The organism is Lysinibacillus sp. NPDC098008 (assembly GCF_044760715.1).
Taxonomy (GTDB): Bacteria; Bacillota; Bacilli; order Bacillales_A; family Planococcaceae; genus Lysinibacillus.
Window position 1 is genome coordinate 1 of the sequence record NZ_JBIWBA010000019.1, and the last position, 22,539, is coordinate 22,539.

The 22,539-nt window shown below is 37.8% G+C and carries 22 protein-coding genes; 4 read left to right on the forward strand and 18 right to left on the reverse strand.

The window, feature by feature from the left end; all coding sequences use genetic code 11:
• Positions 1-393: 393 nt before the first annotated feature.
• Positions 394-1,281: a nucleotidyltransferase-like protein gene (locus tag ACIQVU_RS14940; protein WP_340807483.1), complete on the reverse strand. Its 888-nt coding sequence runs from the start codon at positions 1,279-1,281 to the stop codon at positions 394-396.
• A gap of 149 nt (positions 1,282-1,430) precedes the next feature.
• Here ACIQVU_RS14940 and ACIQVU_RS14945 point away from each other — a divergent pair, with 149 nt between their 5' ends.
• Positions 1,431-1,784 (forward strand): YgzB family protein, encoded by a 354-nt coding sequence (locus ACIQVU_RS14945; protein WP_340807484.1) that lies wholly within the window; start codon positions 1,431-1,433, stop codon positions 1,782-1,784.
• A gap of 24 nt (positions 1,785-1,808) precedes the next feature.
• On the opposite strand, the gene perR is transcribed toward ACIQVU_RS14945, so the two are convergent.
• From perR to bcp, 3 genes are all read right to left on the reverse strand, one after another.
• Complete coding sequence (gene perR / locus ACIQVU_RS14950; RefSeq protein ID WP_340807485.1) at positions 1,809-2,252, reverse strand: peroxide-responsive transcriptional repressor PerR; 444 nt, start codon at positions 2,250-2,252, stop codon at positions 1,809-1,811.
• 119 nt (positions 2,253-2,371) lie between these two features.
• Positions 2,372-3,316: a D-2-hydroxyacid dehydrogenase gene (locus ACIQVU_RS14955; RefSeq protein WP_402896174.1), complete on the reverse strand. Its 945-nt coding sequence runs from the start codon at positions 3,314-3,316 to the stop codon at positions 2,372-2,374.
• Entirely contained in the window at positions 3,313-3,789 is a 477-nt protein-coding gene (gene bcp / locus ACIQVU_RS14960) for a thioredoxin-dependent thiol peroxidase (RefSeq protein ID WP_340807487.1), read from the reverse strand. Before bcp ends, ACIQVU_RS14955 begins: the two co-directional genes overlap by 4 nt.
• Before the next feature lie 132 nt (positions 3,790-3,921).
• Here bcp and ACIQVU_RS14965 point away from each other — a divergent pair, with 132 nt between their 5' ends.
• From ACIQVU_RS14965 to ACIQVU_RS14975, 3 genes are all read left to right on the forward strand, one after another.
• Complete coding sequence (locus ACIQVU_RS14965) at positions 3,922-5,208, forward strand: glutamate-1-semialdehyde 2,1-aminomutase (protein WP_340807488.1); 1,287 nt, start codon at positions 3,922-3,924, stop codon at positions 5,206-5,208.
• Between the two features lie 141 nt (positions 5,209-5,349).
• On the forward strand, positions 5,350-6,438 hold the full coding sequence (locus ACIQVU_RS14970; RefSeq protein ID WP_340807489.1) for an FUSC family protein: 1,089 nt from the start codon (positions 5,350-5,352) through the stop codon (positions 6,436-6,438).
• Positions 6,439-6,558: 120 nt separating this feature from the next.
• A complete protein-coding gene (locus ACIQVU_RS14975) occupies positions 6,559-7,191 on the forward strand; it encodes a TerD family protein (RefSeq protein ID WP_340807491.1) in 633 nt (210 codons plus the stop codon).
• Positions 7,192-7,257: 66 nt separating this feature from the next.
• On the opposite strand, the gene ACIQVU_RS14980 is transcribed toward ACIQVU_RS14975, so the two are convergent.
• The 14 genes from ACIQVU_RS14980 to ACIQVU_RS15045 form a co-directional block, all read right to left on the reverse strand.
• Positions 7,258-8,277, reverse strand: coding sequence for a toxic anion resistance protein (locus tag ACIQVU_RS14980; protein WP_340807492.1), 1,020 nt, complete (start codon positions 8,275-8,277; stop codon positions 7,258-7,260).
• A 26-nt stretch (positions 8,278-8,303) separates the two neighbouring features.
• Positions 8,304-9,935, reverse strand: a complete 1,632-nt coding sequence (locus ACIQVU_RS14985) for a YceG family protein (protein ID WP_340807493.1) — start codon at positions 9,933-9,935, stop codon at positions 8,304-8,306.
• A gap of 71 nt (positions 9,936-10,006) precedes the next feature.
• Positions 10,007-10,819, reverse strand: a complete 813-nt coding sequence (locus ACIQVU_RS14990) for an HAD family hydrolase (protein ID WP_340807495.1) — start codon at positions 10,817-10,819, stop codon at positions 10,007-10,009.
• 12 nt (positions 10,820-10,831) lie between these two features.
• On the reverse strand, positions 10,832-11,920 hold the full coding sequence (locus ACIQVU_RS14995; protein WP_340807496.1) for a cysteine protease StiP family protein: 1,089 nt from the start codon (positions 11,918-11,920) through the stop codon (positions 10,832-10,834).
• Positions 11,917-13,272, reverse strand: coding sequence for a phosphoribosyltransferase family protein (locus ACIQVU_RS15000; protein WP_402896176.1), 1,356 nt, complete (start codon positions 13,270-13,272; stop codon positions 11,917-11,919). Before ACIQVU_RS15000 ends, ACIQVU_RS14995 begins: the two co-directional genes overlap by 4 nt.
• Entirely contained in the window at positions 13,253-14,446 is a 1,194-nt protein-coding gene (locus ACIQVU_RS15005; protein WP_340807500.1) for an HpcH/HpaI aldolase/citrate lyase family protein, read from the reverse strand. The genes ACIQVU_RS15000 and ACIQVU_RS15005 overlap by 20 nt, the downstream gene beginning before the upstream one ends.
• 176 nt (positions 14,447-14,622) lie before the next feature.
• Positions 14,623-15,198 carry a TerD family protein gene (locus ACIQVU_RS15010; RefSeq protein ID WP_340807502.1) on the reverse strand — a complete coding sequence of 192 codons (576 nt, stop codon included), beginning with the start codon at positions 15,196-15,198 and terminating at the stop codon, positions 14,623-14,625.
• Between the two features lie 34 nt (positions 15,199-15,232).
• Entirely contained in the window at positions 15,233-15,814 is a 582-nt protein-coding gene (locus ACIQVU_RS15015) for a TerD family protein (protein WP_340807503.1), read from the reverse strand.
• Positions 15,815-15,841: 27 nt separating this feature from the next.
• Complete coding sequence (locus ACIQVU_RS15020; protein WP_340807505.1) at positions 15,842-16,459, reverse strand: TerD family protein; 618 nt, start codon at positions 16,457-16,459, stop codon at positions 15,842-15,844.
• A 272-nt stretch (positions 16,460-16,731) separates the two neighbouring features.
• Positions 16,732-17,628 (reverse strand): nickel transporter permease, encoded by an 897-nt coding sequence (gene nikC, locus ACIQVU_RS15025; RefSeq protein ID WP_340807506.1) that lies wholly within the window; start codon positions 17,626-17,628, stop codon positions 16,732-16,734.
• Between the two features lie 12 nt (positions 17,629-17,640).
• Positions 17,641-18,645 (reverse strand): ABC transporter permease, encoded by a 1,005-nt coding sequence (locus tag ACIQVU_RS15030; protein WP_340808623.1) that lies wholly within the window; start codon positions 18,643-18,645, stop codon positions 17,641-17,643.
• A gap of 224 nt (positions 18,646-18,869) precedes the next feature.
• On the reverse strand, positions 18,870-20,486 hold the full coding sequence (locus tag ACIQVU_RS15035; RefSeq protein ID WP_340807507.1) for an ABC transporter substrate-binding protein: 1,617 nt from the start codon (positions 20,484-20,486) through the stop codon (positions 18,870-18,872).
• Between the two features lie 30 nt (positions 20,487-20,516).
• A complete protein-coding gene (locus tag ACIQVU_RS15040; protein WP_340807509.1) occupies positions 20,517-21,497 on the reverse strand; it encodes an ABC transporter ATP-binding protein in 981 nt (326 codons plus the stop codon).
• A complete protein-coding gene (locus ACIQVU_RS15045; protein WP_402896179.1) occupies positions 21,472-22,485 on the reverse strand; it encodes an ABC transporter ATP-binding protein in 1,014 nt (337 codons plus the stop codon). The genes ACIQVU_RS15040 and ACIQVU_RS15045 overlap by 26 nt, the downstream gene beginning before the upstream one ends.
• Between the last annotated feature and the right edge of the window lie 54 nt (positions 22,486-22,539).

Below are 22,539 nucleotides of genomic sequence, written 5' to 3' on the forward strand. Positions count from 1 at the left end.
GCGTTCGTCCTGAGCCAGGATCAAACTCTCCATAAAAAGAAATTTGATTTGCTCAAATTGTTTTGCTGGCATCTCATCTTCATTCGATGTCCAAATTTATTTCGTTCACTTACCAAAGTAAGCTACTAAAATTTATTGATTACGTTTTGCTTGTTCAGTTTTCAAGGTTCATATTTTGCTTCAGTCGTTTTTCAGCGACTTCTTCATATTAACATTTCACTCAAATCATGTCAATCACTTTTTTTAAAAAAGTTATTTGCATTTTATTATTGAGTTTTCCGTTATGTCTTAGCGACAATTAATATAATACAATACCAAGATAGTATTCGTCAACTATTTTTCTAAAAAAATATCGAGGCATTTTTTTATACCTCGATTACAAGCATACTACAATCATTGCCCTATTTCTAGAGCATCTTTATTTACCTTGTAGTGACGATGAAAAATCATATCATTTTTCGCAACAACTGGTTCTACTTGAATATAGCCTTTATCCACCAAATACTCTACAAACACTTCTAAATCTACTGAATAATTTACAAGCTCATGATGATCATGTAGCTCTTGAATTGACCATGTTTCCTTCGATTGCATAACCTCTAGTATATGTTGTGCACCATCTCTTGTGCGAGAGTGAATTAAAAACTCACTTGCTAAAAATAATAGCTCTAGTCGCTTTTCAATTGGTTCATTACTCGTTATAAGCTCCTCGTACAGCTTATAGATCGCTGGCTCAATTTTTTTTACCTGTGCCCAAACAGTTACTTCTGGATAAAGTCCACTATCAATGATTGATAAACGCCCTAAATGATGTAAGGAATCAACTACATGATTATAAGCATCTAAGTAGCTTCCTTTATCAAAGTATTCTTTCCCCTCTAAATAACGTCGAATAAGCTTTGAGAATTGAATACCTGTTTTTATTTTACGACCATTGAAAGGGAATTCCTGTAACTCTATTTTTAACTTATGCAAAAATTCATTGCGATCAAATAATACTCTGCCAAAGAATATCCAATCGACTACCTTCTTATTAGAACCAATGAGTAACCATTTTCTTATCAATTTCTCCGTAACAGTATGTAGAGCGACTTTATTTCCTTCATATAAGTAATGTTTCGAAAAAACTGGCTGCTCTGCTTCTTTTACAATAATCAGCAAAACTGTATCGAATGTATCTGTAACATTACTTTGCTCTTCACGCTTTTCCACTAAAATAACGCCTAACGTATTCGACTGACTTGCACGCTCTTGATAGATTGGACGCAATACTTGTTCCACGCTCAGCCCTCCTTTATTTCTTTAGCTCCCTGTGTTCCGTTAAAAATTCGACATACTCTAAAAGTATTCCTGCTTTCATCCATCTCAAAGCTAAAATACTTTGTCCTTATATGTTATAGTAGATTTTAGATTGGGAGGCAAGATGAAAAATGAAACCTTATAAAAGTAAAATTAATAAAATTCGTTCATTCGCATTAGCGTTAATCTTCATCGGCTTTGTTGTGATGTATGGGGGCATTTTCTTTAAAAATAGCCCGATACTCGTGCTAATTTTCATGACATTAGGGGTACTATGCATTATTGGTAGTACAGTTGTTTACGCTTGGATTGGCTTGCTATCAACAAGAGCTGTGCAAGTTGAGTGCCCTAATTGTCATAAACATACAAAAGTTTTAGGTCGCGTAGATATGTGCATGTACTGCAATGAACCGTTAACGCTTGATCCTACTCTTGAAGGTAAAGAGTTTGACCAATCCTATAATAATAAAACAAAAAAATCCTAGCCCTTTTTTAGGAGCTAGGATTTTTTATTGTACCTTAGCAATAGCACCTTTACATGATGGACAAGTGCCGTATATCTCTAAACGATGCGAATGCACATCAAAGCCTGTAACCTGTGATGCAAATTGCTCAATTTCGTCGAGTCCAGGATAATGGAAATCAACAATCTTACCGCAACATTCACAGATCATATGGTAATGATCATTTGTTACAAAATCAAAGCGGCTTGAGGCATCTCCATAAGTAAGCTCTTTTACAAGACCTACCTCACGAAATACACGTAGGTTGTTATAAACAGTTGCTACACTCATATTAGGAAACTTTCCTTCAAGTGCTTTATAAATTTCATCGGCAGTAGGATGTGCCATTGATTGAATCAAATATTCCAAAATAGCATGACGTTGAGGGGTAATACGTACACCAGTTGTTTTTAACGTGTCAAGTGCATCTTGTAAATGCGTTGCAGACATCGTCATGCACCTCTTCCATAAGTATTATTAATTTATAATTGTTATAAATAGTGTATCGAATTCCCCCTGCTTCGTCAACAATCATACATTTCTTCTTCCCACTCAATCTTAAAAATTTCTTAGTATCCTCTTGATAAATCCATGACATTTTCTAAATCGGTTTCTCCCTTTAACCATTTAGCTAAGCTTGGTTTAAAAATCTCTAAACTGCGCTCCACATAACGAGATGAATGGCTTGATATATGTGGGGATACAACAACATTTGGGAATGTCCATAATGGATGATCCGCTGGCAAGGGTTCTTCCTCAAAAACATCTAACACAGCATAGCCAAATTCTTCCGCCTGAATAGCTTGAATCAATACCTTTTCATCAACTAAGTTACCTCGGCCAAAATTCATAAAAATAGCATTGTTTTTCATAGCTACAAAATGCTCTTCTTTTAATAAATGTGTCGTTTCCTCTGTTTTCGGTAGTACCGAAATAACAATATCCGCACTTGGCAATGCTTCGATTAATTGTACAAAGCTAACCATTTTATCCATATAAGGTGCTTCTTTACCGGAACGATTACAGCCCACTGTTGCTACACCAAAGGCTTGCAATAAGCGACCAACCTCTGAACCAATCGCACCTGGTCCTAAAATAAGCGCTGTGCTATCACGTAATTCTGTTTGTTTTGCTTTTTTTGACCATTCACTCATTTTTTGTTGCTCATATATCCAAGGCAATGCACGCTTAATAGCTAAAATATGTGCTAGCATCGATTCTGCCATTGGTGTTTTATGAATACCACGAACATTCGATACTAAAATTCCTCGCTCCATAATGGCTTGCGCAGGCATTTTTTCAATGCCTGCGGATGCTACAAAAATCCACTTTAAGTTAGTTGCATATTGGATATTATTTTCTGTTAAATCTTCACCATATGTAACTAACACATCTGCTTTAGCTAGCTCTTCATTCGATAAACCATTTTCAAAAATAAAGTCCACCTGTGGAAATTGTGCTAGCAATGGCTCACGTAAATCAGGTCTTGGTTCAAACGTAAAATAAATTCTCATGTTGTCGCCTCCTGCTCTGCTAAATAAGCATACACTTCTTCAATATGATTTTTCACGCGTACTTTGCGCCAAGCTTTCTCTAGCTTTCCTTCCGGATCAATCAAAAATGTTGAGCGCTCAACCCCCATAAATTCACGTCCATACATTTTCTTGAGCACCCAGACACCATAAGCTTCAGCCACCTTATGATCCTCATCTACCAACAATGAAAATGGTAGCTTATGCTTATCAATAAACTTTGTATGTTTGTTAGCATCATCTGGACTTACGCCGAGAATAACAGCATTCAACTGGCTGAAATCCTCAAATTTATCACGAAAATCACATGCCTCTGTTGTACAGCCTGGTGTCATATCCTTTGGATAAAAATATAAAATCACATATTGTCCTATGAAATCTGCTAAATGCACTAACTCCCCTTTTTCATTTATTAAAGAAAAGTCTGGTGCTTTTTGTCCTTCTATTACAGTCATGTTCATCTCCTCCTTTGTAGGTTCTATTTTACTCTAAGTCATAAATCAAGTCATATCTCTTCATTTTTTTTGGATTTCTTACACTGATAGGTCTACAATAGATAGCAGATAAAATTTTAGGAGGCAATACTTATGAATCATGCAAAATCCGAAGCACTACATGCAGAGGCACTACAACATATCGTTGGTGGGGTAAACAGCCCCTCACGTTCATATAAGGCAGTAGGTGGCGGTTCTCCTGTGGCAATGGCTCGCGGGAAAGGCGCTTATTTTTGGGATGTAGATGGCAATCGTTATATTGACTATCTTGCAGCATATGGACCTCTTGTAACTGGACATGGTCATCCACATATCGCCAAAGCAATTGCACATGCAGCCGAAAATGGTACATTGTTTGGAACACCAACTGAATATGAAGTGACATTTGCTAAAATGCTGAAAGAGGCAATTCCCTCAATGGATAAAGTGCGCTTTAACAACTCAGGTACAGAGGCTGTTATGACAACTATTCGTGTTGCGCGTGCCTATACAGGACGTACGAAAATTATGAAATTTGCGGGCTGCTACCATGGGCACTTTGATTTAGTATTAGTAGCTGCGGGCTCTGGACCTGCTACATTAGGAACACCAGATTCAGCAGGTGTTACAACTTCTACTGCGGAAGAAGTAATTACTGTGCCTTTCAATAATCCTGAAGCCTTTATAGAGGCAATGGATACATGGGGAGAGCAAATTGCGGCGATCCTAATAGAGCCAATTGTAGGGAACTTTGGTATTGTTGAGCCAAAGCTAGGCTTCCTAGAGCTTGTTCATGCGACTGCAAAGGAAAAAGGTGCTTTAACAATTTACGATGAGGTGATTACAGCATTCCGCTTCCATTATGGCGGTGCTCAAAATTTACTTGGCCTAACACCTGACCTGACAGCACTTGGAAAAGTTATTGGTGGCGGGTTGCCAATCGGTGCATATGGCGGTCGTAAAGATATTATGGAAACAGTTGCTCCACTCGGTCCAGCATACCAAGCCGGGACAATGGCTGGAAACCCTGCATCTATGCAAGCTGGTATCGCCTGCCTTGAAGTGCTACAAACACCGGGTATTTATGATGAAATGGATCGCCTTGGCGGTATTTTGGAGCAAGGCATTTTAGCTGCGGCAAAAAAGCATAATATCACAATAACGGTTAATCGTCTGAAAGGAGCATTGACTGTTTACTTTACCGATGTGCAGGTAGAAAACTATGAGCAGGCAGAAAATACGGATGGTGAAGTATTTGGCCGCTTCTTTAAATTAATGCTTGAACAGGGTATTAATTTAGCACCTTCCAAATATGAGGCATGGTTCTTAACAACTGAACATACAGAGGCAGATATTCTTGAAACGATTAAGGCTGTAGATCACGCTTTTTCCCAATTGTAATTAGGTGACAGTTTAAAGGCGGCTTGCTAACGGAAGTCGCCTTTTTTCATTCCCGCATGCAAATCTATGTATTTTATAAGCACTTCCTTCTATAATGTAAAGAAGCTTAAAAATTTTAGACAGAAAGGACATCCATTTTCTATGAAATTAGGTGCCCGCGTATTTAAAACTGGTGTAGCTATTGTATTAGCACTGTTTATTGCAGAATTGTTAAATCTACCTTCACCTGTTTTTGCTGGGATTGCAGCAATTTTTGCGATTCAGCCTTCTATTTATCGCTCTTATCAAACCATTGTAGAACAAGTACAAGCAAATATTATAGGCGCTGCTATTGCTGTTGTATTTGGTCTACTTTTTGGTCATCACGTTGTTGCTATTGGTATAGCTGTTATTATAACAATTGGTGTCATGTTAAAGTTTAAACTTGAAAAATCGTTGTCACTGGCACTCGTATCTGTTGTTGCTATTATGGAGTTTCAAAGGGATGACTTTCTAACCTTTGGATTGATACGCTTTTGCACAATATTAATTGGAGTATTGGCAGCATTTGTTGTCAATCTTGTGTTTTTACCACCAAAATATGAGGTAAAGCTATTCCGTAAAATTTATATTTTACAGGATGATATTATTCGCTGGACACGACTTGCTGTACGCCAAGCTTCTGAGCATACATCCACAAAGGGAGCATTAAGTAAATTTAAAAGTCGTATGCTGCGAGTGGATGCACTTTATGAATTATATAAAGAAGAGCGAAACTACTTTAAAAATAAAAAATATGTAAAAGCACGCAAGCTAGTTGTTTATCGCCAAATGATTTTAACCTCTAAACGAAGCTTAGAGCTGCTACAACGCTTGCATAAACATGAAAATGAATTAGCTCAACTACCAACGCAATTTCATTTAATGATTCAGGAGCGGCTTGATTCCTTGCTCACATACCATGAGCAACTGCTGTTAAAATATACAGGAAAATTAAAGCCTGAGCATTCGGAGTGGAGTAAAAGCATTGACTATGTCCAAAGAAATGAACTGATGGAGATTTTTATTAAGCAAATTAACTTTGCGCGCGAGGAAGGCGATACAGAGTTTTCAAGCTACCACTTGCTCTATATTTTATCGCGAATTTTAGATTACGAGGAAAACTTAGAGCATCTTGATACGCTCATTGTATCTTATCAAAATCATCACGGACATGAAATTAATGTGGAGTTTGAGGAAGAATTTATCTAATTATAGAAAACGACAGATTGGGAAAATCCAATTTGTCGTTTTTTTATATTTTATCTATAAAATTGTGAATATTTCATCAATTAAGTATAATGTATATAACAATAGGAGGCGATATAGAATATGGTGAATTTAGGGAAAATAGAGTTAACGAAAAAAGGGCAATCAGTAAACTTAACAAAATCACAACAGCAGGAAATTGGGGAAATTCTAATTAACTTAAATTGGAATCAGCAAGCAGCAAAACCCTCTGGCGGGTTTTTATCTTCTTTATTTGGCGCAAAATCAAATGGTCAGATTGATTTAGATTTAGGCTGTTTATATGAATTAACGGATGGTAGCAAAAGCTGTGTACAAGCTCTTGGTAATTTATTTGGTAGCTTGCATACCCCGCCTTTTATTGAATTAGACGGTGATGATCGTACGGGTATGGTAAGTGGTGGAGAAAATTTACGCATTAATGGAAATAAGGTAAGCGATATTAAGCGTGTGCTAGTCTATGCCTTTATTTATGAAGGGGTAGCAAATTGGTCTGAAGCAGATGGCGTTGTAACCGTCAATTACGGAGCAGGCCCTAATATTGAAGTGCGTTTAAATGAACATCGGAATGGCAAAAATATGTGTGCGATTGCTATGATTGAAAATGTCAATAATGAAACCTTTAAAGTGGAACGTCTTGTTGATTATTTTAGTGGACATCAGGATATGGACAAAGCCTATAATTGGGGGCTTTCTTGGCAGGCTGGTAGAAAATAATAAGTGATTTATATATAAAAGCCAGCATCATTTAGGAAAAGCCGATGCTGGCTTGGTGGATAGTGGTTAATGACGTAATGCTATTAGCTGCTGTTCTGCCTGCTGACGCTGGGCTACCTGCTTATCGCGCAATTTACGATAGTTAGTAATACCTGAAATAATTGTATCCCATACTTCTTCAAGTGTTTGTGTTGTAGCTGGCTGCTGTGCCAAAGAAGTGCTTAATTGAACTGCATCATTATTTGCGCCTCCATATTGCTTCATCCGATTTTCAAAGGCCGCTGCTGATTGATTTTGTAATTGCTGACGTTTTTCATTCATAGCATTGATAATACTCATTTTAAAAACAGGGATAGTCTTTACAAAGGCTCCATTAATTTGCTCAATCAGCTCACTATTCCCATTACGCAGCATCTCAATTTGTGGAGCCGCTAAAATTGCAACCATACGTGACTTCTCCAGCTCATCTATCTTCTGTGCCAGCATTTCAGCAATGGCTTGTAGATTATTTAACTCCATCTTAGCCATCTGGTTGCCTGCTGTGCTCTGCTTTTCATACATTGGTATAAGCGTAGTTGTTACTTCCTGTAACTTTAGCTCTGCTGCTACAATATATTTCTCAAGCTCCAGATAAAACGTTAAATCCTCATTATATAAGCGAGCAAGCATCCGATTATCCTTCGCCAATTCCTCTTCCATCAGCACAAATTGATAATGAATCTTTTCAATATCTCTACCAAGTGTATTATATTTTGCAAACAAATCTTCGTCGTTTTTAGGTTTCTGTTTAAATAGCTTTCTAAAAAAGCCTCTCTGCTCAATCACTTCTTTTTTATCGAATTTTGCCATTAAGGCTTCAAGCTGCTTTAATAATTCACCTGACTCATTCACTTTCGAATTTCCTATCATCTTTAAAATTTGATCTGAGAAATGGGATAGCTTCGTTGCAGGCGCTTTTCCTAGTTCCATTAGCTCTAGCTGGTTTTTTATATTAATGCCATTAGCAATTTGCTGTACTTCAGCACTCTCTTTTAATTGCTGCTTCACGGTTGCTGCAGTTTCTGCTGTTAGCTGCTCCAACATCATTATTTTGTAAGCCTCCTTTCTATCTATTAAAAAAATCGATTAAAGAGCTTTTTAATAATAGTATCAGGTGCATTTTTATCTTGCTTTGGCTCTTCATATTGCAGATCAAATAGCATATGCTCTAGTCGATGTATATCGTAGCAATCCTCCTGTAAATGCTTTTCTAAATCAAGCTTGCCTGTTGGATTATAAAAAATAATATCCACACCGAAACGATTTAAAAATGCTAGTAATACAATATCCTCACGTGACAAGGCTGGCTGTTGCGGTGCTTGGTATAAGACAAGTTTAGGTACTTCCTGTGCGTAGTCAAAGCCTTGCAGTAGGCGCAAGATCTCCTGTGGAATCATCGTTAATTGTTTAAAGATAAATAGCTGTAAATGATACAATGTTTCATTTGGCTCTTGCTTGAGCATCGGCTGTTCACACGAAGTTTTGATTGTATGGGCAATGGCACGCTGTAACTCCAATGTTAACTCATCATACTGCCACCAATCACTTTGCATAATACGCTCTATCGATAGCTCACCATTTACTAAGCAGTGTTGATAATGAAAATGGTAATTGGCTTTGCTTGTTTTTGTATATGGAAATTCCTTGATAAAAACAGTTTGTGGATTCGCTAGTAGCTGATGCATATAATACCAGTATTCTTCACGTTGACTTGAAACGCCACTAACCTTTGCAAAGATAACAGGAATCACAACTTCATTCCCTATCACTTCAAATTGTGGACGAACAAGTGCCTTTTCCTTTGCATAGATAAAAATATCATCATAGGTCATTCTTAATGTCAATGAACGTGGCATAAAATCTTTAAATTGCCAAGGCTTATAAACACCTGATTGCTGATCGTGCATCAATTGTTCAAAATGCTGACTAGAACGATAGCCAACAGTTGCTTGCCGATCACGCAGCTTATCAGGGAATGGCTGTAACGTTGTGTGATTTGCATATGAGTATGTAATCGAAAATGTATCTGTTGCATCAATTTCTGCAAATTCATCTATTTTCGCTGGATGGAAAATTAACACATCACATCCAAGCTCCATTAATAATAATAAAAAATAACGTTGACTAATGGTCGTTTCACCATACCAAACCACTTTAGGAAAGTCATCTGTTGGCTTCATTGATTTTGTCCATTGAATCCAATGGTTTTTCAGCCATTTCACCATATCAATTAAAAAGCGGCGAAATTCATTGGCAAGTAGCCCCAATGCCTGCTGCTGTTGAAAAAGCTCCACAACTTTAATGGTTGCTAGCTGTAAATGTCGATTCATGGTACTATCATCATGCTTAGGAATTAACTGATAGCCATACATCATCGCAACTAAACGATTAATTGACAGCCCTTTAGGTGCTTGCTGATGTTGCGCTAAAATCGCTTGGATAGCCTGAAAGTCTTTTTGCTCAATATATTTATTTAATTCTTCACTTAAAATATGGATATGCTCGTTTTGTGATAAATTAAATAATGAATTAAAATAGTCATCTTCTTCGATAGGTACACCTAAAACGCGCACAGCAATTCGGCTAAAGCTTATTTGCTGAGCTGTTTCCTCATAAAATGCACGATTCTTTGGTGAATCTTGAAATGCCTGCAGCCAATCATCAGGATGACGCTCCAACACTGGTTTAATTGTGATTGCTTGCATACAAACGCCACCTCCTCAAAAATCATCCTTCACATCGTTCTTGTGCTATTAAGCAGCTGTTTTTTAATGATCTATACAATCGTTTGTTTTACTGCTAGTTGTAACACGGTTTCTAGTAAATTCTTTGTAAATGCTTCACCAGTATATGTGGAATACGTTGTATTTGCTAGTACAGCTGGCTGCTTATCCTTTAAATCACCATGATATGGCGTAAATGCTACATCAGCCATTGCTAGCATTCCATAATCCATCATTGAATCGCCCGCTGCTATATGCATATCATATGTACAAAATTGTTTGATATATTCTATTGCCGCTTCCTTTGTCAGCACCTTTGGCATTATATATAATTTTGTCCCTTGCAGTAGCACAGACCAACCATATGCATCAAACTCTTGAATCATTGCTTGTAGTTCATCCTGCTGAAAAACATCAATATCTACATGATGTACATAGAAAAGATTATCAATATACAATGAACGCTGCAGCCAAATATCGGATTTTACCGCATCGAAATGCTTTAACATATCCTCACGCGGTATGGAAGAATCCTCAATACGCTGTGCTAACAATGCAGCCCATTTTTCACTCGGCTGACCCTTTTCTAATATTGTACCCCCATTACTTGTAATAGCAAAGGCAGGACATAGCTCGGCAATAAAATGAATTCTCTTATATTGATGCAATGCTCTTGTTGTCACTGGTACAAATAATGTTTGCTGATGTACTTGCTGTAATAGGGGGACCGTGGCATCGGTCATCCTACTCTTCGCTTCATTCCCCTTATGTTCAACAATAACAGGTGCTGTTGCTGGTGGAAACATTTCCAGCATGCGTTGAGAATAAATCAATGTTCGATCTAAATCTGATGTAAATAGTATCATAATTGGACTCCTCTATAATTCTTTGATTAAGCCACAGCATGCATAAGACATATTTGTATATTCTTCAATGGCTACATTTTTTTCCTGTGCTAATAATAAAATATGTTCCAGTTCAACCGTATGCTGCGGATTAATTAAAATTTTCCAAGGTATGCGTCGCAGTAAAACTCTTGTCGTTTCTCCAACACCAGGCTTAATAAAATGAATATTTTCAATATCGAAATCTTGTTGAATTCTTTCAACCGATTGCATGCCCTCCCATGTAATTGGTAAGGGTGGTGGTAATGTAATGTTTTCCTGTACTGCCTCAAAGCAGGCTACAATACGCTCTATATATAAATTTGAAACATCTACAGCCTCTAATTCCTTATAGTATTTTGCACCATGAAAATCATCCTTATCCATAAACTGCAAATTTAATACTGTTCTGCTCACTAATCCAGATACCGTTGAATTTAAACATGCCGATGGAATGAGAAAATCCTCACGCGTACCATAGATGGACGCACAATGTCCAGGGTCAGCTAAGACAGCTAAATCAGCATTTAGCTGTGTGTTATATAGGGCATTAAATTTTTTGCAAGATTGTTGTAATTCATTGGTAATAGCACCTTTACCTGTCCAGCCATCAATAAATTGAAGATAGCCTAAAGGATGCTTTGCTAATATATAACGAATCGCTACTGTATCAAAACCACGACCACGCAAAATCGAAATAGAATAATGAGGTATCTGCACCTGATAGCGCTTTTCAATATAGCGTTTTATTAAAATTCCAATCGGTGTACCTGCTCTTGCTAAGCTTACAAGCACTAAATTTTCTAATCCTCTGCTTTGCACAATTTGCTCTGCCACTACACCAACAGCTAGCGCTATTCTTGCTGCATAAGCATCTAGCGCTTTGTAAAAAAGATTCATATATGTGGCTGATGGCTGCACTTCCACTGGTAGCATTTCAGAATAATGTGTGCCTGATTGAATAAGTTGCTCTCGTCGATCATTCTCTAGCTCAAGTAGTCGATGACCAATATCACGCAATAAAAAAACAACATCCTCTTGTGCATAGCTGCCCATTTGATCTGGCTGTAAAGTTGATATCATTGTGCTACTACCTCCCACTCATGCATACAAATTACATAAATCTTTGCAGTGCTGACTGCTTGCAATGCTGCTACTGCTTGCGCCACAACCTCTTTCTTTGCTATACGTTCCACCATCACGAAAAGTTCCGAATATGGCTGACTTTGCACATTGTATAAATAATTCGTTACACCGTTATTTTCCAGACTATCAAAGGCTAGTTTTTCTGTAATTGTATAGCTATCTTCACCTGTACAATAAATTGGACTACGTGTTGTTGATTGAACATAAACATCCTCACCTAAGTAGGTGGCTATTTGCATAGGAATATACATAAACTCACCTGTTCCAATAACAAGTGCTGGGCCACCTGTTCGCAAGCTTGTTAATTGCTGACCAATTGCCTGCAAAGCTTCCTTTTGTTGAAAATGCTGCTCTGATGTTAGCATAAACCTTCCTGTAGCTGCTAGATAAGGTTGCTGATTCACAAGACCATTTTCAGCAATCGAACGATAAAGCTTCTGCTCCATAGTTTGCTGAATAGGTAACAATGTTATCTCTTGCGCCATATCTGTTGCTATTTCAGGCTGCCTTTTTGTTAAAGCTGGTGTGCCATTGCAGCTAAAATGCCCACACATAATTGCTAGAAAATCAATCGTAATGCCCCATTGCTGCTCTAATTGCTGAAAGACCATTTGCTGCTGCTCAGACCGCCAATCTAAAATAGCTAGCACGGCATAGTGCTTGACGGAAGGGAATTTCTTGCGTAACGTATCAATAATATTAATGACCGTGTTGCCAGTCGTAAGCTCATCATCAATGAGCACAATACGCTGTGCCTGCATAAAAGCTTCAGGCTGCTCTGTATAGATTCGGTGGCTTGTCGCATGTGAATGCTCTTCCTCAAATGTTACAAATGGCTCCAAATCAGGCAGCACCTCACGTGTTGTATGAATATATATAGCATTTGATTGGAATGTATTAAATACGGCATGCCCTAGCGCAGTCGCTGTTTCAGCAAAGCCAATAAATAATGTTGTTTCATCTAGCTTTACATAACCATCCATTCTATTTTCCAGCCTCGTGCCTTCTTTTAAAGCTGCCACAACGTTTGGTGTAGCATCTGCTTGTTGACCTGTAAGATGCTGATGATACATAAGAGCTAACAGACTACCTGTTAATAACGGCACCTGTGGACGGACAGCTAGATGCTTACCAAGAACGGTACTAACAAATAAAAATTGTCTTTTTTTATTGATACGAGCTGCCATTTTAAATAAATCTGTAAGAGCAAAATTATAAGGATTATGGCTGATTGCAATATCGATTGTATAATTTGGTAAAATATTAAGCCTACTCATTGGTTGTTGCATACATACTACCACCTATTTCAGAATTTAATAATAATGAGGCAAAATCAACAGTTTCATGATAAACACCATAGACATGTGCCTGTTGTAAAATTCGCTTTGCCCATCTCATATGTGGTTTAAATTCATTCATTTTATTGGCATAATGACTTTTCATCACACCTTTATGACCATCATTATTTTCAACAATACTTAGTGCATCTAAATACTCCTCATATGAAATGGCATAAAGTGCATGGACAACTCGAATATGACTAGGATGAATAATCGTTTTCCCCATAATGCCATTTTGTTTATCCATTAACACTTCCTTTATTAAGCCATCTAAGCATTCATCGAGCAATGCTTTTCGAGTATTGAGCGCTCCCTTCTCACTAAACGGTGTCACTCTTAACGCAGGCTTTAAAACGCGTGGATGACTAAAATATTCCCACACAGGTCCAGATATAATAAATCCGTCCTCCTCACGTCCTAAAATATTAACAATATCGGCAATACAATCTCGAATAACACTAATATCATAAATGGTCGAATCTATTCTTCGACGAATCCCATATATCCCGCAGAAATCCGTTGCACCTATACGCACATTTAAGACACGCGTCTGGTATTGCTGCAAAATAGCTTTAATCGCTAATAATGCAGCCAGGCGAGATTCTTTATATAATATTTCACGGCTTTCTAAAATGGGCATACCGTATAAAGTTACATTATGTTCTAAAATTGTTTGTTCTAGCAGCTCAAAATAACGTGCTCCCTCCGTGGCTGTAAATTTTGGAAACACATAGCCTGTTAGTATTTCTTGCTTTTTACCTAATGTCGTTGTTAAATGCCTTAATTGCTCTGGATGACGCACCCGTATAAAAATTAATGGTAAGTTTTGTGGCAATAGCTGTTGATCGCTATAGAGTGTATATAATTCACTAATATCATCAATTAGCTTTGCTTCACAAGCTTGCAATTCTGCATCTCCTACAGCATCCTCTAAATCAATGACAAGCGAAGTTAGCTCTTTATATTTTTGAGATTGGATTAAGCTCACAATATTTGGCTTGGAAGCAGGCATATACAATGTTGCCCCTAAGGCATACGCCAAAATATCAGATGTTTCCCATTTCGTAAATGGCTGCGGTTTCTTATAAAAAATTGCCTTGGTGTCTGTTGCAAAATGTTGCATTAAACCCTCTCCTCAGTGGTAGTATGCCTTCTTTGAAAAAAGCACTGTATCAGTCTGTTTTTCCACAGACCAATACAGTGCCTTGTTTACACTGCTGTTTTCTTATTTATTTTGTATACAACAAATATCAATAAGAATGCAGCAATTAAAATCCTAAAAACTATGTCATGTAATAGTTATTGCAGACCGTATGCATTAACCAATGCCCCTAGCCCACCTTGATAGCCTGAGCCTACTGCTGCAAATTTCCATTCGCCATTATGACGGTACAGCTCACAAAATACAACGGCTGTTTCAATGCTAAAATCTTCACCTAAATCATAGCGTAATACCTCTGCTCCTGACTCCTCATTTGTCAGACGAACATAAGCATTTAGCACTTGTCCAAAGTTTTGATGACGACCCTCTGCATCATAGATTGTAACTGTTACAACAATTTTTTCAATTTGAGGAGATACTTGCTTTAAGTTGACAAGAATTTTTTCATCGTCCCCATCGCCTTCTCCTGTACGGTTATCACCCGTATGTACAACAGATTGGTCAGCGCTTGATAAATTATTATAGAAGATAAAATCTTGCTCATTACGACATTTGCCTGATGCATCTAGTAAAAACACAGAGGCATCAAGGTCAAAGTCTTGTCCGCCATCAAATTGCTTAACATCCCAGCCTAAGCCAATTCCAACACTATTGAGGCTTGGATCCTGCTTTGTTAAATCAATACGTTGCCCTTTACTTAATTGTATAGCCATTCAAAATCTCCCTTTCTATGTCAAAGATGAAATTTTAGTTTACACTTAAGCCATAATCATTACATAAAGCAGCTAAGCCACCTTGGTAGCCAGCACCAATTGCATTAAATTTCCATTCTCCATTATGACGGTATAATTCACCTACAACGATCGCTGTTTCAATACTGAAATCTTCACCTAAGTCGTAGCGAATTAATTCTTCATTGGAGGAAGCATTCACAATACGAATGTAGGCATTTGAAACCATACCAAAGTTTTGATTGCGTGTTTCTGCATCATGAATTGTTACCGTAAATGCTAATCGTTGAACATGCGCAGGTACTTGTGATAATGCAACCTTTACAACTTCATCATCGCCTTCTCCTACACCTGTTAAATTGTCACCTGAGTGTTCTACTGAACCGTTGCCGCCTACTGTATTATTGTAGAAAATAAAGTCATTTTGATCTGCTACTTTACCTGTATCTGCAAGTAAAAATACAGATGAGTCTAAATCAAAATCATTTCCGCCATCATATTTATTTGTATCCCAACCTAAACCTACAATTACATTTGTTAACCCTGGATTTGTTTTTGTTAAATCTACCTTTTGCCCTTTTTGTAATGAAATAGCCATTATCTTTATTCCTCCTAGTAATTTTATTTATTGATATCTTCGAACAACGTCGCCAAGCTTCATATCATTTGTGCCTGTACCAACTGCTGCAAATTTCCAATCATTATTATGACGGTAAATTTCACCACAGATTAACGTCGTTAAGTTCGAATAGTTATCTGTTAAATTATAGCGAATTAATTCATTGCCAGTTCTGTCATCATATACGCGAATATATGCATTTTGAATCATGCCAAAATGTTGATTGCGTCCTGCTGCGTCATATATATTTACAACAAACGCAAGCTTATTATATTGTGCTGGCACAGACGATAGCTCAATTGTAATTACTTCATCATCACCATCGCCATCCCCTGTCAAATTATCGCCTGAATGCTGAACAGAGCCACAATTACTTTTTAGCTTACCAAAATAGATAACATCATCACCAGCTAAAATCTTATCATTTTGTAGCATTAATACAGAGGCATCACAGTCAATGTTTCTACTGCTGCCACTATTTCTATTAGAAAATAAACCGCCTAAGAAGCCACCGCTTTTTTCTTGGCTAACAGGGTCCCAGCCTAAGCCTACCTTGATTTTATTTAACCCTGCATTTCCTTTTGTTAAATCGACACGCTGTCCTTTTTGTAAATTAATCCCCAATTAAATCCCTCCTAAATTATGTGTTATCAACTGAAAGATTATATGTACAGAAATAATCTACTAGTAATGTCGAACCTTTTTTAATTTTCGAACTATAAAAAGATAATGGTTTTATCAACATTATATTAAGTCTAAAATAATGTTACATAAAATTCAATAAATGGCTCCGAAAAGGTTTTCACTATTTTTATAAGACGTTTTCTCTTGAAAAGTGTTCCTTTATCTTTATCGTAAAAAAACCTTCTAACTTGTAGAAGGCTATTGGTTGTATACTAGCTTTTCATCTTTGGATCAAGCGCATCACGTAGTCCATCACCCATTAGGTTAAAGCCTAGAACTGTCAGCATAATTGCCAAGCCTGGGAAAATCATTGTCCACGGAGCATTTAATAAAAACTGGCGAGCATCTGCTAGCATTTTCCCCCACTCTGGTGCTGGTGCCTGAGCGCCTAGCCCAAGGAAGCCAAGTGCCGCTGCTTCAATAATCGCTGTTGCAATAGCAAGTGTGCCCTGTACAATAATCGGTGTGATGGAATTCGGCAAAATATGTGAAAATAAAATCCTTGAATCGCGCATACCGATTGCTTTAGCTGCAACAATATATTCTTCTTCTTTTACACTTAATACTTTAGAGCGAATGAGTCGCCCAAAGTTTGGGATATTAATAATCGCTATTGCAATTAATGCATTTTGCAATGATGGGCCTAGCACCGCTACTACTGCAATTGCTAATAAAATACTAGGGAAGGCAAGCATAATATCAAAGATACGTGAAATAATTGTATCTGCCCACTTACCATAATAACCCGCGATAATTCCAAGTAAGCTACCTATAACAACAGATAAAATAACTGCAAAAAATCCTACCCATAGCGATATTCGTGCACCATGGATAACTCTGGAGAAAATATCTCGTCCAAAATCATCTGTACCAAACCAATGCTCTTTAGATGGTGCCAATAAGCGTTTAGTTAAATCTTGCTCATTAATACCTTGCGGTGCAATTAATGGGCCAAATATAGCAAGTAAAATAAAAAATATAACAATCCCTGCACCTAATAGAGAGATTTTGCTTTTTTTGAAGCTACGCCACCCTTCTAGCCATGGGCCTGCCACACGCTCACGACTTGGCGCTGTTTCCTTTTTTACATCCATTGCTCCAGTCATCATTGCAACTCCCTTCTATTTGTATTTAATGCGCGGATCAATCACTGTATAAAGTAAATCCACGATTAAGTTAATCATGATGAAAATAAATGCAACGACAAGAATACCTGATTGAATAACAGGATAATCCCTGAAGCCAATCGCGTCATAAATATAGCGGCCAATTCCCGGCCAACTAAAAATAGTTTCTGTTAAAATAGCGCCACCTAGCAGCAATCCCGTTTGCAAACCGATAATCGTTAATACTGGAATTACTGCATTTTTTAGTGCGTGTTTATAAACAACAATAAACATTTTTTGTCCTTTTGCGCGTGCTGTTCGAACATAATCAGAGCGCATTACTTCTAGCATTGAAGACCTTGTAATTCTCGCAATAATCGCCATTGGAATTGTTGCAAGCGCCATTCCTGGCAAGATAAGCCTTTTTAATACTTCAAAAAATTGGTCAAAGCGCCCTTGTATAAGGGTATCCAGTAAATAAAAATGGGTTATCGAATTGATCGGATTTCGAACATCCTCTCGTCCAGAGGTTGGGAACCAGCCAAGCTGATTTCCAAATACCCACTGCTCCATTAAACCTAGCCAAAATACTGGCACCGATACACCGATTAAAGCAATAATCATCGCTGTATAATCAAACCAAGAATTTTGGAACCATGCAGAAATAATCCCTGCATTCACGCCAATAATAATGGCAATAATCATAGCAAATAGTGCAAGCTCTGCTGTAGCAGCTAAATAAGGAAAAATTTCTTCTGCTACAGGCAGCCTTGTTCGTAAAGATACGCCTAAATCCCCCTGAAAAATACCTGCTAAATAACTAAAATATTGTGTATACCAAGGCTTATCTAATCCTAAACTTGCGTTTAATGCCTCGACCGCCTCTTTCGTTGCCTGTTGTCCTAAAATTACTTGTGCTGGATTTCCAGGAATAGCACGGATCAACATAAAGACGATAAAAGTCATTCCAAGCAAAACTGGGATTAATTGTAGTAAACGTCTTCCCATATAGTGAAGCATTGTTGTCACCTCTCTATTATTTTCATAATATACTTTGAAGTCTTTCATCTACTGTTGAAAGGTTGAGCCTTCACCAAACGGTTTTCATGGTTAAATGATCGTTCTTTCATACAGAAATTCTTTGAAAAATACGGATACTTGAAAAGAATCTGCAAGATTTCTACGGCTTACCCGCAGAAAAGCAAGCAGATTCTTTCAATTTTCACTCATAAATTAATGTAAAACTATTGTATATCTACCTCTACTAAACGATCTGAGCCTTTAGGGTGTGCACTATAGTTAATAACCTTCGCACTAGCACCTAAGATTGGTGTTGAGTGAGCAAGTGGAACCCATGGTGCGTCTTCAGAGATGATAACTTGAGCTTGCTTATAAAGCTCATTACGCTTGTCCTCATCAATTTCTGTTTGAGCAGCTACTAAAATTTTGTGTAGCTCTGGATTATCATAGAATGTATAGTTGTTTGAACCAATATTATCTGCATCTAATAATGTGTATAGGAAGTTATCTGCATCTCCGTTATCGCCTGTCCAGCCAAGTAAGAATGCATCAGCTTCACCATTCTGTGCTTTTTCTAAATAAGTAGCCCATTCAAATGATACAATCTCAGACTTGATACCAACATCTTCTAAGTTCTTTTGAATGGCTTCTGCAATTTTACGACCATCTGGCATATATGGACGTGGCACAGGCATTGCCCATAGCTCAATTTCCTTACCATCATAGCCCGCTTCAGCAAGTAATGCTTTCGCCTTTTCTGGATCATACTCATAGCCTGTAACTTCATCGTTATAGCCAGCAATTACTGGTGGCATTGGGTTTTTCGCAGGCTCTGCTAGCCCTTCATAAAATGCATCAACAATTGCTTGTTTATCAATTGCATAGTTTACTGCTTGACGAACCTTAACATTATCAAATGGAGGGCGTGTCACTGTTAAACCAAGATAACCAATATTCATAGAAGGACGTTCGATTAATTGTAAATTTGCATCGCCTTCAATTGTTGCTCTATCAGACGGATTAATACCATCAGCAACATCAATATTACCTGCTACTAATTCATTTAAGCGTGCTGAGTTTTCTGGAATTGAACGATAAATAACTTTATCTAATTTTGGTAAGCCCTCAATATGGTAATCTGGGTTTTTCTCAATTGTGATCGCATCATTACGCACCCAGCTTACAAACTTAAATGGACCTGTTCCTACAGGATTTGTTGATAAACCTTCGTCATCTGCTTCAAATGCTTTTGGAGAAGCAATCGCAAATGGAGACATTGCAATATTTTTTAAGAAAGGTGCTTGCGGCTGGCTTAGCTTGAAGACAACTGTATAATCATCTTCAGCCGTTACAGATTCAATAATTTGCTCTCCACCAACTGTAAATTGAGAGCTAAAGTATGGGAATTTATCAGTGCTTGATTTCCAGCGTTCAACGTTCTTTACAACAGCTTCAGCATTGAAATCTGTGCCATCATGGAACTTCACGCCTTCTTTTAGCTTAAATGTATAAGTTAGCCCATCCTCTGATGGCTCCCATGATTCTGCTAAACCAGGGTTGATTGTCATATCCTCTTTACCAAAGCTTACTAATGTTTCATAGATATTGCCTGTAATCGAGAACGATTCACCATCTGTTACAACGGCAGGATCTAGTGCTACAGAGTCACCTCCGCGACCATATACTAATGTCTTTTCTCCACCGCTGCTAGCTGAATCGCCACCAGACGAGCTATCCTTGCTGCCTGAATCTCCACTCTCTGAGCCACCGCATGCAGCTAAGACTGTGGAAAGAATAAGGAGCAGCATAACGCCTAAAGTTAAAAACTTCTTGTTCTTCATTGAATTTCCCCCTATATGTTTTTATATCATTTAATGTTGCATTGCCTCATAAAGGTGGCAGGCAACATAATGACCCGGTTTCACTTCTTGCATTTTTGGTACAACCTGTGAACATTGCTCCTTTTTAAAAGGACATCTTGGATGGAATGCACACCCGCTTGGCGGATTTGATGCACTTGGAATATCTCCGGAAATAATAATTTGTTCTCGTTCAAACGTAGGGTCTGGAACAGGAACAGAGGCTAAAAGCGCCTGTGTATATGGATGCAGCGGTTCAGCATACAAATCCTCACTCGCTGTCAACTCTACTAATTTACCTAAATACATCACACCAACACGATTACTAATATGACGTACTACACCCAAATCATGAGAAATAAAAATATATGTGAGCTTTAAATCTTTTTGCAGCTCCTGTAATAAATTCAATACTTGTGATTGAATAGATACATCTAATGCAGATACTGGCTCGTCCGCAATAATTAAACGTGGATTAGTCATTAAAGCTCGGGCAATTCCAATACGCTGTCTTTGGCCACCACTAAACTGATGTGGATAGCGCTTAATATGATATTCATTTAAGCCAACAATCTCCAGTAGCTCCAATACCTTTTGCTTACGCTCTTTTGCACTCCCCATTCCATGCACAATAAGAGGCTCCTCTAGTATTTTGCCAATGCTATGTCTTGGATTTAGAGAAGCGTAAGGGTCTTGGAAAATCATTTGAATATCTCTACGTGCCTTCCTCATCTCATCTTTAGATAATTCTGAAATTTGTTGCCCTGCGAATTCTACTTTACCTTCAGTTGGCTCTAGTAAGCGCATTAATAAACGACCTGTTGTTGATTTACCACACCCTGACTCACCAACAATTCCTAATGTTTCTCCTTCAAATACTTCAAAGGAAACATCATCTACTGCCTTTACATAGCCAACTTGCTTATTAAGAACACCTTTCCGAATCGGAAAATATTTTTTTAAGCCTTCAACTTTCAATAACACTTTCGACACATTGCTCTACCCCCTGCTCCTCTAGTAAAAAACATCTTGATTTATGCTGCTCTGTTGCTACAAATAAAGGAGGTGTTTCCTGTAAACAACGTTCCATTGCATATTCACAGCGTGCCGCAAAACGACAACCGACTTTAATGCTTCCTGGCTTTGGTACGGTTCCAGGAATTGAATATAAATTTTCTTTTTTATACCGCATATCAGGCACTGATTGGATAAGCCCTTGTGTATACGGATGCTTTGGATTGGAAAATATCTCTTGCACAGGAGCCTCTTCTACAATTTGTCCAGCATACATCACAATCACGCGCTCACACGTTTCTGCTACAACGCCTAAGTCATGTGTAATAAGCAATACAGCCGTGTTTAAGCGTTTGTTCAAATCTTTCATCAGCTGTAAAATTTGGGCTTGAATTGTTACATCCAATGCAGTTGTAGGTTCATCGGCAATTAACACTTGAGGATCACAGACAAGTGCCATCGCAATCATTACCCGTTGACGCATTCCACCTGATAGCTGATGTGGATAGTCTTTTAATAATTCCTCAGCACGTGGTAACCCTACTAGTTTCATAATTTCTACCGCTCTTGTAAACGCTTCCTTTTTTGACCACTTTGGATTATGAATTAAAATAGCTTCCTTCAGCTGATCCCCAATTGTAAACAAAGGGTTTAGGGAAGTCATCGGCTCTTGGAAAATCATTGCAATATCTTTTCCGCGTACTTTTTGCATTTGCTTATCTGTATATTTCGCTAAATTTTTCCCATCTAGTAGAATCTCTCCACCTGTTATTTTCCCTGGTGGTGATGGAATAAGTCCCATAATAGATAATGATGTAACACTTTTCCCACTTCCCGATTCCCCTACTATCCCTAATATTTCCCCTTCATGAACAGAAAAATCAATATTGTCTACAGCAGGAATTTGGCCATTATCTGTGAAAAAGGTTGTTTCTAAACCTTTTATTTCTAGTAGCTTTTTCCTCATGTGCAACTTCCCACCCTACCTATTTTTTACTTAAAATATATAATTTATTGATAT

Coding starts and splice junctions, on each gene's coding strand:
- ACIQVU_RS14945 (WP_340807484.1), top strand. CDS start 1,431: ATGAAACCTTATAAAAGTAAAATTAATAAAATTCGTTCATTCGCATTA.
- perR (WP_340807485.1), bottom strand. CDS start 2,252: ATGTCTGCAACGCATTTACAAGATGCACTTGACACGTTAAAAACAACT.
- ACIQVU_RS14955 (WP_402896174.1), bottom strand. CDS start 3,316: ATGAGAATTTATTTTACGTTTGAACCAAGACCTGATTTACGTGAGCCA.
- bcp (WP_340807487.1), bottom strand. CDS start 3,789: ATGACTGTAATAGAAGGACAAAAAGCACCAGACTTTTCTTTAATAAAT.
- ACIQVU_RS14965 (WP_340807488.1), top strand. CDS start 3,922: ATGAATCATGCAAAATCCGAAGCACTACATGCAGAGGCACTACAACAT.
- ACIQVU_RS14970 (WP_340807489.1), top strand. CDS start 5,350: ATGAAATTAGGTGCCCGCGTATTTAAAACTGGTGTAGCTATTGTATTA.
- ACIQVU_RS14975 (WP_340807491.1), top strand. CDS start 6,559: ATGGTGAATTTAGGGAAAATAGAGTTAACGAAAAAAGGGCAATCAGTA.
- ACIQVU_RS14980 (WP_340807492.1), bottom strand. CDS start 8,277: ATGATGTTGGAGCAGCTAACAGCAGAAACTGCAGCAACCGTGAAGCAG.
- ACIQVU_RS14985 (WP_340807493.1), bottom strand. CDS start 9,935: ATGCAAGCAATCACAATTAAACCAGTGTTGGAGCGTCATCCTGATGAT.
- ACIQVU_RS14990 (WP_340807495.1), bottom strand. CDS start 10,819: ATGATACTATTTACATCAGATTTAGATCGAACATTGATTTATTCTCAA.
- ACIQVU_RS14995 (WP_340807496.1), bottom strand. CDS start 11,920: ATGATATCAACTTTACAGCCAGATCAAATGGGCAGCTATGCACAAGAG.
- ACIQVU_RS15000 (WP_402896176.1), bottom strand. CDS start 13,272: ATGCAACAACCAATGAGTAGGCTTAATATTTTACCAAATTATACAATC.
- ACIQVU_RS15005 (WP_340807500.1), bottom strand. CDS start 14,446: ATGCAACATTTTGCAACAGACACCAAGGCAATTTTTTATAAGAAACCG.
- ACIQVU_RS15010 (WP_340807502.1), bottom strand. CDS start 15,198: ATGGCTATACAATTAAGTAAAGGGCAACGTATTGATTTAACAAAGCAG.
- ACIQVU_RS15015 (WP_340807503.1), bottom strand. CDS start 15,814: ATGGCTATTTCATTACAAAAAGGGCAAAAGGTAGATTTAACAAAAACA.
- nikC (WP_340807506.1), bottom strand. CDS start 17,628: ATGATGACTGGAGCAATGGATGTAAAAAAGGAAACAGCGCCAAGTCGT.
- ACIQVU_RS15030 (WP_340808623.1), bottom strand. CDS start 18,645: ATGCTTCACTATATGGGAAGACGTTTACTACAATTAATCCCAGTTTTG.
- ACIQVU_RS15035 (WP_340807507.1), bottom strand. CDS start 20,486: ATGAAGAACAAGAAGTTTTTAACTTTAGGCGTTATGCTGCTCCTTATT.
- ACIQVU_RS15045 (WP_402896179.1), bottom strand. CDS start 22,485: ATGAGGAAAAAGCTACTAGAAATAAAAGGTTTAGAAACAACCTTTTTC.